Origin of the sequence: Paraburkholderia sp. Ac-20342, assembly GCF_017104985.1 — a bacterium.
Classification (GTDB): Bacteria; Pseudomonadota; Gammaproteobacteria; order Burkholderiales; family Burkholderiaceae; genus Paraburkholderia.
In genome coordinates this window covers 1-14,079 of the sequence record NZ_JAAGPQ010000083.1, presented here as the reverse complement: position 1 = coordinate 14,079, position 14,079 = coordinate 1, and the positions used below count along the sequence as shown (strand labels likewise).

The following is a 14,079-nucleotide window of genomic DNA, read 5'->3' as shown; positions in this document are numbered from 1 at the left end:
GGGGAGGGGCCTGCGTGGGGCGGGTTTTTTCGTTTTTCTGGGTTTGTTGGCCTTTCCTTGTTTTCTTGTCGGTCTATTGGCGTTGCCCCTGTGCGGGGCGGCACCTACTTTCTTTGCGGCTGCAAAGAAAGTAGGCAAAGAAAGCAGCTTCACACCGCTAATTCTGAAGCGGGTCCCCTGGCTTGGAGGGGATCGTGGTGCATCTGGAATCTGTCTCCTCGCGCATTCCGCGTCAGTGACAAGGCCGTCATTCTTCCGGCGGCGCTACGCGCGCCGAAGCCCGGCTCAAAAACCATCGGTTGTTTCGGCGTGTCGCCGAGGTGCAGCCGATGGCCCCCGTTGCGCGAACGAACCCGCGGGTTCTCCTGGCAGACCCGTCCGCGACGCACGCAGTGCGGAGTGGGAGCGGATGATGGCTTTGTCACCTGCATTGAATGTGCGAGGGCACCGATTCCAGATGCACCACTGCCCCCTCCGAGCCAGGGGGCCCGCTTAAGAATTAGCGGTGTGAAGCTGCTTTCTTTGCCTACTTTCTTTGCAGCCGCAAAGAAAGTAGGTGCCGCCCCGCACAGGGGCAACGCCAATAGACCGACATGAACACAAGGAAAGGCCAACAAATCCAGAACAACAACAAAAAAACCGCCCGCGCCGCGCAAGCGCCAACAAACCCAGAACAACGACACCCCCCCAATCCAGACCAACAAAAAAATCCCGCCCCGCACAGGGGCCTATAATGTCATTCGCCCTGCCGTCCGCCAGAGAAAATGCCCGATCTCCTCGCCAATCTGAACCCCGAACAACACGCCGCCGTCACGCTCCCCAATGAGCCCGCACTGATCCTCGCAGGTGCCGGCAGCGGCAAAACCCGCGTCCTGATCACCCGCATCGCGTGGCTCATCCAGCACGGCCTCGCGTCTCCCGCGACCGTGCTCGCCGTCACCTTCACGAACAAGGCCGCCCGCGAAATGATGGCGCGCCTCTCGGCGCTCCTGCCCATCGACACGCGCGGCATGTGGATCGGCACCTTCCACGGTCTCTGCAACCGCATGCTGCGCGCGCATCACCGCGACGCGGGCCTGCCCGCCACGTTCCAGATTCTCGATACCGCCGACCAGCTTTCCGCGATCAAGCGCCTCATGAAGGGCCTCAACATCGACGACGAAAAGTACCCGGCGAAAAATCTCCAGTACTTCATCAACAACGCGAAAGAGCAGGGGCTGCGGCCGAAAGACGTCGACGCCACCGACAACTTCAATCGCAAGTTCGTCGAACTCTACGAAGCCTACGACCAGCAGTGCCAGCGCGAAGGCGTGGTCGATTTCCCCGAGCTGCTGCTGCGCTGCCACGAACTGCTCGCGCACAATCCGCCGCTGCGCGCGCATTACCAGGCGCGCTTCCGGCACATCCTCGTCGACGAGTTCCAGGACACCAACAAGCTGCAATACGCGTGGCTCAAGCTGCTCGCGGGTCAGCACAACGCGATCTTCGCGGTCGGCGACGACGACCAGTCGATCTACGCATTCCGCGGCGCGAACGTCGGCAACATGCGCGACTTCGAGCATGAGTTCAACGTGCGCAATCTGATCAAGCTCGAACAGAACTACCGCTCGCACGGCCATATTCTCGATGCCGCAAACCAGTTGATCGCCAACAACTCGCGGCGCCTCGGCAAGAATCTGCGTACCGACGCGGGGCACGGCGAGCCGGTGCGCGTCTACGAATCGGCAACCGATTCGCAGGAAGCGGGCTGGATCGTCGAGGAAATCAAGGCGCTCATCAGCACCGGCACCTCGCGCAGCGAAATTGCCGTGCTCTATCGCAGCAACGCGCAGTCGCGCACGATCGAGCACACGCTCGTGAACGCGGGCATCGCGTATCGCGTGTATGGCGGCCTGCGCTTTTTCGAGCGCCAGGAAGTCAAGCACGCGCTCGCCTATCTGCGTCTGATCGACAACCCGAACGACGACACCGCGTTCGCGCGCGTCGTCAATTTCCCGACGCGCGGCATCGGCGCGCGCTCGCTCGAACAGCTCGCGGACGCGGCGCGCCTGTACAACTGCTCGATGGCCGCGGCAATTCCGTACGTCGCGGGCAAAGCCGGTTCGAGCCTCGCCGCGTTCGCGAACCTGATCGGCAGGATGCGCGCGGAAACGCAGCAGATGAGCCTGCCCGAAACCGTCGAGTACGTGGTCCGCACGAGCGGTCTCGCGGAGTTCTACCAGAACGAGCGCGAAGGCCAGGACCGGCTCGAAAACTTGCAGGAACTCGTCAACGCGGCGGCCGCGTTCGTCAGCGAAGAGGGCTACGGGCTCGATACGCCCGCGCGCTCGATTCCGCTGCGCCCCGGTGCGAGCGCCGCGCCCGAACTGGCGGTCGCGACCGACGATCCGAACACGGTCGTGCTCGATGCGCCCGATCTCGCCGAGCCCGCGCAAAACCCCGACACGATGACGCCGCTCGCCGGTTTTCTGTCGCACGCGTCGCTCGAAGCGGGCGACAACCAGGCGCAGGCCGGCCAGGAAGCCGTGCAGCTGATGACGGTACACGCGGCCAAGGGGCTCGAATTCACCGCGGTGTTCATCACCGGTCTCGAAGAAGGGCTGTTCCCGCACGAGAACAGCGCGATGGAAACGGACGGCCTCGAAGAAGAACGGCGCCTCATGTACGTGGCGATCACGCGCGCGAAGGAGCGGCTCTATCTGTCGTTCGCGCAGAGCCGCATGCTGCACGGCCAGACGCGCTACAACATCCGCTCGCGCTTTTTCGACGAACTGCCGCAGGACACGCTCAAGTGGCTCACGCCGAAGGTCGAGGCGGGTTCGCGCTGGGGCGGCCGCTCGGACAACGCCGGCTATGGACGCGACTGGTTCGCGCGGCCTGGCTACACGGGCCCCGCCTCGACGACCCCGGCCACGCTGCCCGCTTTCGCGAACGAGCAGCGCGCGGCGGAAACGGGCTTCCGCGTCGGTCAGCAGGTGTTCCACACGAAGTTCGGCGAAGGCACGATCACCGCGCTCGAAGGCGGCGGCACCGATGCGAAGGCGCAGGTCAAGTTCAAGCGGCACGGCGAGAAGTGGCTGGCGCTCGCGGTGGCTAAATTGCAGGCGGTCGAATGAGCGCACCCACGACGACTATCCCGGGCGCGGCTCCCGAGGCCAATCTCAATGCTGTTCCGAATGCAGGCGCTAATGTAGTCACCAGCGCCGATGCGCGGCGTCCGCTCGGCGTGCTGGCCGCGCTGCCGCAGGAACTCGGCGATCTGATCGAAGCGATGCGCGCCGAATCCGGCGTGCGCACGGTCACGCACGGCCAGCGCGATTATCACGTCGGCACCGTGCGTGGCACGCCGTGCGTCGTCACGCTCGCGCGCGTCGGCAAGGTCGCGGCGGCGGCTACCGTCAGCGCGCTGATCCATGCGTTCGATGTCGAAGCGATCGTGTTCACCGGGGTGGCCGGCGGCGTCGGCAGCGAGGTGCGTATCGGCGATATCGTCGTCGCCGATACGCTGCTGCAGCACGATATCGACGCGTCGCCGCTGTTCCCGCGCTTCGAGGTGCCGCTGCTCGGCGTGTCGCGTTTCGGCGTCGATGCGACGCTCGCCGACCGGCTCGCCGCCGCCTGCGAGCGCTTCGCCGCCGAGGAAGGCGCGGCTTGCGCGGCGCGCTTCGGCACGCGCGAGCCGCGCGTGCATCGCGGGTTGATCGTCAGCGGCGATCAGTTCGTCGCGAGCGCGGCGGCCGTCGCGGCATTGCGCGAAGCCTTGCCCGATGCGCTCGCGGTCGAGATGGAAGGCGCGGCGCTCGCGCAGGTCTGCTACGAGTACGGCGTGCCGTATGCGGTCGTGCGCACCATTTCCGATACCGCCGACGATCACGCGCCGACGTCGTTCATGTCGTTCCTCACCGAGATCGCGGGCACGTATTCGAACGCGATTCTTGCGCGCTTTTTCGAAGCGCATGGTGAGGCGGGGGAGCGGGCAGGGACGGCGCGAGGGTAAGTAGCGAAGCCGCGCGCGAAGTTGGCCGGCTGACTTGCTGGTGACGCGGGTAAAGGCGCGCTACAGCGGCGGGTTGGCGATACGGCGGACGCGAATGCGGGACTCGCTGATTTTTTGCCGCGGGGCGCGCGTTGCTCGCGCTGACGTTGCGCGTCGGCGCTTCGATACTCGCGCCTTAGCCGTCGCCGCTGCTTGACTCCAGCGCTTCAAGTGCTGCACACCCGCACCTCACGCCGGCCTCATGTCAGCTTCACGCCCGGCTCCCGCAGCAATTCAGCCTTGTCCGCTCTCATTCGAGCGCACCACCGAGCGCATCGCGCACCTGCTGTAGCGCGGCCGGGTCTTCGATCGTCGGCAGGTCGCCGGGCTCGCGGCCTTCCGCGAGCGCCGCGATTGCGCGGCGCAGCAGTTTGCCGGAGCGCGTCTTCGGCAGCATCGACACCATCACCACGCGCGTTGGCCGCGCGATCGTGCCGAGCTGGCGATCGACCGTCGCCAGCAGTTCGGCTTCGAGCCGCGCACGCTCGCTCGGGTCGCGGCCGCCAGGATCGTTATCGGGGCGCGCGCCGCGCAGCACGACGAAGGCCATCGCGGTCTGCCCCTTGAGCGCATCCGTCACGCCGACCACCGCCACTTCCGCGACGGCCGCGTGGCTCGACAGCGCTTCCTCGATCTCGCGCGTGCCGAGCCGGTGGCCGGCGACGTTGATGACGTCGTCGGTGCGGCCGAGGATCGTTACGTAGCCGTTCGCATCCTGCACGCCCCAGTCGAACGTCGAATAGACCTGATGGTTCGGAATGCTCGACCAGTAGGTGCTGACGAAGCGGCGGTCGTCGCCCCACACCGTCGACATGCAGCCCGGCGGCAACGGATGGTCGAGCGTCAGCACGCCTTTTTCGCCGACTGCGCACGGCTCGCCCGTCAGTTCGTTGCGCAGCGTCAGGCTGAAGCCGGCCGACGGCACGCCAGGCGAGCCGAGCTTGGTCGGCAGCGCTTCGACGCCGCGCGGGATCGCGAGCATCGGCCAGCCGGTTTCGGTCTGCCAGTAGTTGTCGATGACGGGTTTGTCGAGCGCGCCGGAAATCCATGCGGCGGTCGGCTCGTCGAGCGGCTCGCCGGCGAGAAAGAGCGTGCGCAGGCTCGACAGATCGGCCGCCTTCAGCAGCGCCGGGTCCTGCTTCTTCAGCACGCGCAGCGCGGTCGGCGCGGTGAACATCAGGTTGATCCTGTGCCGCTCGACGAGCCGCCACCAGATGCCGCCGTCCGGGCGAATCGGCGTGCCTTCGTACATGACGGTGGTGAGACCCGCGATCAACGGCGCGTAGACGATATAGCTGTGGCCGACCACCCAGCCCACGTCGGAAGCGGTGAACATCGTGTCGCCGGGCTTGCCCTCGAAGATGTATTCCATCGAGGCCGCGAGCGCGACCGCATAGCCGCCGACGTCGCGCTGCACGCCCTTCGGCTTGCCGGTCGTGCCCGAGGTGTAGAGCACATAGGAAGGCTCGTTCGATTCGAGCCATTCGCACGGCACGTGGGCGTCGAAGAACTGCTCGCGCAGCGGCTCGTAGGCGACGAGATAGGGCGCGTTCAGGCGCTCGGGCGCGAGCTGCCGGTCGATCAGCAGCACGTGCGGTGTCTTGTGCGCGGCGCGCGCGAGCGCTTCGTCGACGAGCGGTGTGTAGTCGATCACCTTGCCGCCGCGTGCGCCGGCGTCGGCGGTGACGATCAGGGCGGGTCTGGCGTCGTCGATACGGGTGGCGAGGTTCGGCGCCGCAAAGCCGCCGAACACGACCGAGTGAATCGCGCCGAGGCGTGCGCACGCGAGCATCGCGAACAGCGCCTCGGGGATCATCGGCAGATAGATCAGCACGACGTCGCCGCGCTTGACGCCGAGCGAGCGCATGACCGCGGCCATGCGGTTGATTTCCGCGTACAGCTCGGCGTAGGTGTAGTGCCGCTCGATGCCGGTTTCCGTCGATACGTAGACGAGCGCGTTCTGCTGCGCGCGCTCGGCGAGATGCCGGTCGACCGCGTTGTGGCACAGATTCGTGCGGCCGCCGACGAACCAGCGCGCGAACGGCGGATTCGAGCGGTCGAGCACGCTGTCGAACGGCGTGTGCCAGTGGATGCGCTTCGCTTCGTCGCCCCAGAAAGCCTCGGGGTTCTCGATCGAGCGGCGGTGGAAATCGCGGTAGCGGGTCATCGGCGGCGATCCTCGTGCGGCGTGGTGGAGGGGGGCGGATGAAACAGTCGCGCAAATTCCGCGCCCGAGGGAGGCGCGGGTGTCCGCATCAGCATAGACAGGCATCGTGGAGTGGGTAATGCGGGTTGACCATGAGGGGCGGGCGCGGGCGCGGGCGCGTGCGTGGGCTGCGGGCGGGAGTGATGGGGTTTGCGGGGCGCGGGGCGGTTGTGTGGTGCAGCTCGCCGCCTGTCTGGTTCGGCTTGCTCCGGCTGAGCTGCAGAATCATCCGTCGCCCATATCTTATTCGGTCGTTGCCTGGTAATTTACGGGCCTTGCCGGTACAGGTGCTGTGAATCGAGCCGATTGTCTTAGGCAGTTTCTATTTCGGCTCGGTCATCTTTTTCATTTCAAATGAGAAGTTTGCATGTCTGATCGATATGCCGCTGAGCACGGTACTCCGACTGGCCCTGTTTGAGCCAGATCGCAGGTATCCCTTGACTTTAGCGGTCGCTTTCTGACTATGAATGGTCCCGTTTTTCGGACTTATGCGGCATCGTCGGGCAGCGTGGCTGACAGACGAAGTTTTGATTACTCGCCGGCTCGCCAGCGTGAGCACAATACGGGTCCTATTCCTTCCGGCCGATACTGGATACTGCCGTCGCAAATGTGGGAAAACCACTGGTATAGCCTTGCTCCTCGAGCGGCGTGGGGTGATCATCGGATCACGATTCACATCTATCCAGGAACACAGACGTACGGACGGGGTGGTTTTTTTATTCACGGCGGCACACATGCAGGTAGCGCTGGGTGCATCAACCTGCACATCGAAATGGAGGCATTTGCGAGGGATCTGAATGAGTGGGTCGCGTCGTCGCCGGACTGCTACATCCCGCTAACCGTCAGGTACTGACATGTCGAAAATCCCGGTTGCGCGTCTTCTGACGGGCGCTATTCTGTTTGCCTTCGTCGCTGCAGTTGTTGCGTTTAATCTCGTGAACCTGAACGAAGCATATGGCAGTGGCGAACCGTACTATTCGCGCACGACAAACATGGACAAGTGGAGCGATCCGCTTCCCGTTCTCGCTGTCGTTGATGGCGTCGCTGTTCTCGCGGTTGCGGCATGTTTTTTTCTGTGGAGACGTGCTTCGAGAACTATGCGTTGAACGTCGCGTCGGAAGGCTTGGTGCTTCACCTATGCCAACAAGCAGGCGAAGTACTGGAGCGGGTAAGGCTGACGCCAGCAGGCAAGCCATCGCAGGAGCAGGTTAGGCGAAAACCCGCATGCCGCATTCGTTGTGCTCTTAGGGATTGAGAAATTTTTCTAGCTGTTTGATTCGGTCCTGAGTAGCTCCTTTCATGCAGTCCCAAAAGTAAATGTAGCGCGCGGATGCTTCGCCCATTGCATAGACATAGGCGTAACAGTAACTATCGCGATATTTTATCCAATTATCCTGTGCGCTGATGAAAGCAGGTTCGGCGAGAGGATCGCCGGATGCCCTCGATTCTTTATCGATTTCCTTTATTTCCTTCAGAACCTGCGAGTACCTCGAACTGAGCTCCGAGTTCAGATGTTCGAAGTCTCGCTGTTCGCATGCGGCGATATCGTCATTGGAAGCATGCTTGGCTGTCTGGCAGAAGTGGTCGATCTCTTTGGGTATATTCCCAGTGAAATGGATCGACGACGAAGGAAATTTTTCATAATCAAAGGGCACCGAATAAACGGTTTTCCCATAGGCGAATGAGCCAAAAGTCAGTAAGAAAATAACGTGTGATGAAATTAGCGTAGCCAAATAGTGGGTTCCCAAACCCCGAATTCTTTTGCTCGCGTGTATTTTTGTTTGTGCCGTCACGTGGACAGTGATCGGGCTCATTCGCGACCTTCATGTAGTGTGCATTGCGTCTTGCGATCCTAAACGGGGACCACCTCTAACTCTCCTCGGCGTTAAAGCAAACTTGCCTCCAATACAGTCGGATAACTCTGAAATTTGCTCGCAGATCTTGCAAAGCGGATAAGCGCTTCGGGACCCATACCCTCAAGACATCACCCATCCCGACCGTTCCAAAAGAAAAAGGCGCCCCAAGGCGCCTTTCCCTCGCATGCAACCGCATGCAGCATCCACTCAAACCATCACGCTTTCGCGCGCTTCCCCTCGATATCCGGCAGCAGCACCGTCAGCACGCCGATCAGCGGCAGGAACGAGCAGACCTTGTAGACGAACGCGATGCTCGTCGCGTCGGCGAGCTGGCCGAGCACGGCCGCGCCGACTCCGCCCAGGCCGAACGCGAAGCCGAAGAACAGCCCCGCGACCATGCCGACCTTGCCGGGAATCAGTTCCTGCGCGTAGACGAGGATCGCCGAGAACGCCGAGGCTAGCACCACGCCGATCACGACCGTCAGCACGCCGGTCCAGAACAGGTTCGCGTACGGCAGCAGCAGCGTGAACGGCGCGACGCCGAGGATCGACACCCAGATCACGTACTTGCGGCCGATCTTGTCGCCGATCGGCCCGCCGATCACCGTGCCCGCCGCGACCGCCGCGAGGAACACGAACAGATGGATCTGCGCGGCCTGCACCGACAGATGGAACCGGTCGATCAGATAGAACGTGAAGTAGCTGTTGATGCTCGCGAGGTAGAAGTATTTCGAGAACACGAGCAGCACCAGCACGCTCATCGCCATGACGATCTTGTTGCGCGGCAGCGTCGCGTGGGTCGCCTGGCCGCGCGCTTTCTTGACCGACGGATGACGCTTGTACCAGCGCCCGATCTGCGTGAGCACGACGATCGCGACGAGCGCCGCCGCCGAGAACCACGCAATGCTGCCCTGGCCGTGCGGATACACGATCAGCGCGGCGAGCAGCGGTCCGAGCGACGAACCCGCGTTGCCGCCGACCTGGAACAGCGACTGCGCGAGCCCGTGGCGGCCGCCCGAGGCCATGCGTGCGACCCGCGACGATTCCGGATGGAACACCGACGAGCCGCAGCCGACCAGCGCGGCGGCGATGAGCAGCACGCCGAAGCTCGACGCGACCGACATCAGCAGCAGGCCGGCGAGCGTGAAGCCCATGCCGACCGGCAGCGAATACGGCTTCGGATGCTTGTCGGTATAGCTGCCGACGAGCGGCTGCAGCAGCGACGCCGTGATCTGGTAAGTCAGCGTGATGAGGCCGATCTGCCCGAACGACAGCGAGAAGTTCTCCTTGAACATCGGGTAGATCGCGAGAATCAACGACTGGATCATGTCGTTGAGCAGGTGCGAGAAGCTGATCGCGCCGAGCACGGAGTAAACCGTGCGCTGGACTTTGGCGACGGCCGGCGCAGCGGCAGAGGGGGAAGGGGGCGCGCCGGCGAGGGCGTTTTTATCGAGGCTCGTTTCCATACGCTAGATGAAGGAGATCAAGGCACACAGTGAAGGTGAGAAACCGGCGGCCGACGCGTGCGGGGCCTGGCGTGTGCTCTTCATGCCCCCTTCATGCTCCCTTTTGTCGTCTTCAGGGTTTTTTTGCGGTCTTTGTCGGTGTCTCACGCGAAATCCGCGGCGTGGGGCCGCGTCAACCAATGTTTGTAAGCATGGGTCGAAGTGTAATGTGGCTTGAGCGAATTGTGCGGACAAGTTTTGTCGCGAATCGGACGCACAAGCGAGGGCGGCAGGCGATTCGGGTTTCGATTCGCCTGCCGCCCTCGCTGCTTTCCGACGCTGCTTGATGTTCCCCTGCGCTCCCCGCCGCCCCGCGGCGGCCCGATCAACTCGCCTTGCGCGTCGCCGGCCGCACGATCACCGTGCAGGTCGTGCCCGCGGCCAGCATCACGTCGTCGGGCACGGAATCGATCTTCACGCGCACCGGCACGCGTTGCGCGAGGCGCACCCAGTTGAAGGTCGGGTTCACGTCGGCGAGCAGTTCATGGCTTTGCGGATTGTCGCGGTCGTAGATGCCGCGCGAGATGCTTTCCACGTGGCCTTGCAGCGTGCCGCCGCTCATCAGCTTCACTTCGGCCTTGTCGCCGATGCGCACGTGCGGCAGCTTGGTTTCCTCGAAGTAGCCGTAGACCCAGAACGAATGGCTGTCGACGATCGCGAGCTTGGCGGCGCCCGCGGTCGCGTAGTCGCCACGGAACACGCTGAGGTTCGTCACGTAGCCGTCGACCGGCGAGACGACGCGCGTGCGTTCGAGATTCAGCTTCGCGGCGTCGAGCGCGGCGAGCGCCTGCTGGTAGGCGGCCTCGGCGGCCGACGCCGTATGCGTCGCGTTTTCGCGGTTTTCCTTCGACACTACGAGCGCATCCATGTCGGCGCGCCGTTGCGCGTCGTCGCGCCTCATCTGCAATTCGGCCTTGCGTGCGGCAACAGCCGCCTGCGCCTGCTCGACGGCGATCTGGTAGTGCGACGGATCGATCTGCATCAGCAGGTCGCCCTTCTTCACGAGCTGGTTGTCCTTGACCGGCAGATCGACGATCGCGCCCGACACGTCGGGCGCGACGTTGACGATCTCGGCGCGCACGCGCCCGTCGCGGGTCCACGGTTCGTCCATGTAATGGACCCACAGCACGCGGCCAATCAGGATCGCGACGATAAAAATGACGGCTGTCGCGACGAAGCCCACAAGATTTCGGATGGTCATGATTCGACTCTGGTCAACGATAAACGGCGAGGCCGAGAAGGCCGCACACGGACACGAGCAAGCTGGCCCGGAACAGGGAGGGGTGCCACACCACGCGATAGAGGCCCGTATAGGCGAGCACGCGGTCGAGCACCCAGGTCAACGCGGAGCCCGCGATAAAAAGCAGCACGATGGCCGGCACGTAGGCATCGAGTACGGCGATATCACGTGGCATGAGGAGCTCCTTCTTCTGACGCGCCGCTCGCCCCATGCCGTGCGCCGATCGCCGAGGCGAGCGGCGACTGCGGATCGAGCAGCGCGGTACGGATGAAATGCAGTTGACTGAGAATGCGCAGCAATTGGTGGCGTTCTTCGCGCGTCGGCGTGAAGCGGCTCATCATCTGCTGCACTTCGGCGATCGCGTCGGCGGTCGCAGCGAGCGCGCGCTCGAAGCGGTCTTCGCGCGGCCGCTCGAAGAGCTCGTTCAAGGCCTCGAGCAGGCCGCGCAGCGCGACGCGCCACGGCGTCGAGCGGTCATGGCGCGGCTCGGCCGGCAGCGCCGCCACTTCGCCGCGCAGATCGATCACCGCGTTGCCGACTTCGAGCACCGAGAACAGCCAGCGCAGCGTGTCGCGCTTCGTTTCAGGCTCGTTCGGCGAGAGCGCGTTGATCTGGCACATCAGATCGCGCGCGCCGCTCTCGAAACGCGAACGCACGTGGCGCATGCCCGCACTGCCGGCGAGCACGACCTGGCGGCGCAGATCGACGAGCAGGCGGTTGCGCAGCCACGGCGTCGACGGCGGCAGCAGCACCGCGAACGCAACCGACGACACGAGCATCGACAGCACGAGCGCGAGCGCGTCGTTCATGAATGCGCTCGGGTCGTAGTGCATGACGTTGTCCGGGCCGGCGAGAAAGCAGAAGAAGATGCAGTAGCCCACGCCGTAGCCCGCGAGCGCCGGGCGCGTGGTCATGAACACGCCGAGCAGCAGGAACGGTGTGAGCGCGGCGCACAGCAGCGCGAAGCCGTCGATGTGCGGATACACGCCGAATACCACGATCATGCCCATCAGCGTCGCGAGCACGGTGCCGCCGGCCATCTGGAACGCGGAGCGCTTCGGGTCCGGCGTCGATGCCACGAGCGCGCTGGTGGTTGCCGCGTTCAGCGTCAGCGTCGCACCGCTCGTCCACGCGGTCGCGATCCAGAACGCGCCGACCACGACCATCACGATTGCGGCACGCAGACCGGCGACGCCCGCCGCGATCGCGTTGGTCTTCGGCTCGTAGCGCTCGATCCAGCGTTCGCGCTCGTGCGTGTCGACCACCAGCGAGGCGTAGGTGGCCGCGTAGGCGTGCAGATCGTCGATGAAGCGGTAGAGCAGTTCGGCGGCGGTGTCGAAGTCGAGCAGCGGCGCGTCGGGCTGCGTTTCCAGTTCGCCGCGCGTCGCGCGCACGCGCTTCGGCAGTTCGGCCTTGTAGGTCTCGAGCTGGGCCGCGGCGTGCGCGGCATCGGTCGCGGTGAGCACCGGCTCGCCCGACTTCGCGAGCAGCGGCGCGATCTCCCTGAAGTACGGCTCGAGCGCCGCGATCGCGATCGCGGCGCCCGGCGTGCCGCTCGCGTGCAGACGGTTCATCAGCTGATGCAGCGCGTGAAAGCGCGTCGAGGCGGTCATGAACTCGCTGTTCAGACGCGCGAGCCGGCCGCCGCGCATGCGCGAGTAGTGCCCCTCGAATACGGCGATGCTGCGCGCCGCCTCGAAGCCGACGATATCGGCGACGAAGCGCGCATTGGTCGCCTCGATCTGCGCGCGGTCGTTGCGCCCGGCGAGCGACGCCGACACGTAGTCGACGAAGGCCGAGAAACGCGCGCGCACGGTGCTGCGCATCTGCAGGCCGGCGAACTGCGGGAACACGAGGCCGCTGACCGCGCCCGCGCAGACGATGCCGACCACGACTTCGACGACCCGCGTGAGCGCGCTGAGGAACGCGCCGTCCGGGTGCTGCGAGGCGGGAATGCCGATCAGCGAGGCCGTGTAGCCGGCCAGCACGAAGCCGTACGAGCGGAAGTTGCGGTTGCGCGCGGCGCCCGCGGTGCAGATGCCGATCCAGATCGCCGTCGAGAGGATGAACAGTTCGGGCTGCTGCGCGAACAGGCCGATCAGCGCGAGCATCACGACGAGACCGACGAGCGTGCCGCAGATCCGGTAGAAGCTCTTCGCGAACACCGCGCCGCTTTGCGGCTGCATCACGATGAACACGGTGGTCATTGCGGTGCGCGGCTGCGGCAGGTCGAGTTTCATCGCGATGCCGAGCGCGAGAAAGCACGCGGCGAGCGCCTTGAACATGTAGATCCACGTGAGGCCGTCGGTGCGCGCCCAGTCGGCGGCCGCCGCGTACCACGCGGCGAGCGAGGCCGGGCGGGCGGTGGTGGGAGAGGTGGACATGGCCTTTCTCACTCGGGCGCGGGCGCGTGGGCCGCGCGCGTGGTGACGGCGGCGGGAGCATGGGTGGCGCTGCGGCTGGCTGCGTGGTTTGCCGCAGCCGTTGGTTGGGCTGCTGGTGTCGTTGCCTGTGCCGCCGCTTGCGTTACTGCTTGCGTCGCTGCCTTCGCATCCGTCCCGGCGTCGGTGCTCTTTGCGGCGTCGCTCTTGCCTTTACCCTTGCCGTGCGCCGGCAGCGTCTCGCTGTCCTGCGGACCATCGGCCGGCTCGTCGAGTCCTCCGCCGAGCGCGGTCATCAGCGACGCATGCGCGCCGAGGCGCTCGGCCTCGATCGTCGCGACGCCTTCCTGTGCGCGCAGCAACTGGCTTTGCGCGACCAGCACGTTCAGATAATCGGTCAGGCCGCGCCGGTAGCCCTCGCGCGACAGCTCGTAGTTCTTGCGGGCCGCGGCGACCGAGCGGTCGGCATCGTCGGCCTGGGTCGCGAGCGAACGCATGCGGATCACCTGGTCGGAGACGTCCTTCAGCGCGCCCACGATCGACTGGTTGTAGCGCTCGACCGCTTCGTCGTAGCCCGCCGAGGCCGCGCCGAGCTGCGAGCGCAGCCGGCCGCCGTCGAAGATCGGCAGCGACAGCGCCGGCCCCACGCTCCAGCTATGCGACGGATTCTTCAGGAACTGGAACAGCGGCCCCATGGCCGCGTAACCGCCGATCGACGCAAGCAGGTCGATGTCCGGATAGAAATCGGCCTTGGCGACGTCGATGCCGCGAGCCTGCGCGGCGACGGTCCAGCGCGCCGCGACGACGTCGGGCCGGTGGCCGATCAGGTCGGCGGGCAGCGCGGCCGGCAGACCG

General features: G+C 64.9%; 11 protein-coding genes. 4 read left to right on the top strand and 7 right to left on the bottom strand.

From position 1 onward, the window contains the following. The first annotated feature begins 764 nt into the window (after window positions 1-764). Both G3N58_RS26285 and G3N58_RS26280 read left to right on the top strand, forming a co-directional pair. Entirely contained in the window at window positions 765-3,116 is a 2,352-nt protein-coding gene (locus tag G3N58_RS26285) for a UvrD-helicase domain-containing protein (protein WP_167043194.1), read from the top strand. Then, entirely contained in the window at window positions 3,113-3,997 is an 885-nt protein-coding gene (locus G3N58_RS26280) for a 5'-methylthioadenosine/adenosylhomocysteine nucleosidase (protein WP_241017240.1), read from the top strand. The genes G3N58_RS26285 and G3N58_RS26280 overlap by 4 nt, the downstream gene beginning before the upstream one ends. Window positions 3,998-4,286: 289 nt before the next feature. Here the strand turns inward: G3N58_RS26280 and G3N58_RS26275 are convergent, their stop codons facing one another. Next, window positions 4,287-6,203, bottom strand: coding sequence for a propionate--CoA ligase (locus G3N58_RS26275; RefSeq protein WP_206000592.1), 1,917 nt, complete (start codon window positions 6,201-6,203; stop codon window positions 4,287-4,289). Window positions 6,204-6,705: 502 nt separating this feature from the next. Between G3N58_RS26275 and G3N58_RS26270 the strand changes: the two genes are divergently transcribed. Together G3N58_RS26270 and G3N58_RS26265 are read left to right on the top strand one after the other, a co-directional pair. Beyond that, entirely contained in the window at window positions 6,706-7,095 is a 390-nt protein-coding gene (locus G3N58_RS26270) for a tlde1 domain-containing protein (protein ID WP_167043198.1), read from the top strand. Window position 7,096: 1 nt separating this feature from the next. Beyond that, window positions 7,097-7,348, top strand: coding sequence for a hypothetical protein (locus G3N58_RS26265; protein WP_167043200.1), 252 nt, complete (start codon window positions 7,097-7,099; stop codon window positions 7,346-7,348). A gap of 138 nt (window positions 7,349-7,486) precedes the next feature. Here the strand turns inward: G3N58_RS26265 and G3N58_RS26260 are convergent, their stop codons facing one another. From G3N58_RS26260 to G3N58_RS26235, 6 genes are all read right to left on the bottom strand, one after another. Next, window positions 7,487-8,056: a lysozyme inhibitor LprI family protein gene (locus G3N58_RS26260; RefSeq protein ID WP_206000590.1), complete on the bottom strand. Its 570-nt coding sequence runs from the start codon at window positions 8,054-8,056 to the stop codon at window positions 7,487-7,489. Window positions 8,057-8,313: 257 nt separating this feature from the next. Next, window positions 8,314-9,564 (bottom strand): MFS transporter, encoded by a 1,251-nt coding sequence (locus tag G3N58_RS26255; RefSeq protein ID WP_167043204.1) that lies wholly within the window; start codon window positions 9,562-9,564, stop codon window positions 8,314-8,316. Between the two features lie 364 nt (window positions 9,565-9,928). Then, on the bottom strand, window positions 9,929-10,804 hold the full coding sequence (locus tag G3N58_RS26250; protein WP_167043206.1) for an HlyD family secretion protein: 876 nt from the start codon (window positions 10,802-10,804) through the stop codon (window positions 9,929-9,931). 13 nt (window positions 10,805-10,817) lie between these two features. Then, complete coding sequence (locus G3N58_RS26245; RefSeq protein ID WP_167043208.1) at window positions 10,818-11,018, bottom strand: DUF1656 domain-containing protein; 201 nt, start codon at window positions 11,016-11,018, stop codon at window positions 10,818-10,820. Then, window positions 11,008-13,227, bottom strand: coding sequence for an FUSC family protein (locus G3N58_RS26240; protein ID WP_206000589.1), 2,220 nt, complete (start codon window positions 13,225-13,227; stop codon window positions 11,008-11,010). The genes G3N58_RS26245 and G3N58_RS26240 overlap by 11 nt, the downstream gene beginning before the upstream one ends. Before the next feature lie 8 nt (window positions 13,228-13,235). Next, window positions 13,236-14,079 (bottom strand): TolC family protein (locus G3N58_RS26235; protein ID WP_206000588.1); only part of this gene is annotated, 844 nt, incomplete at its 5' end.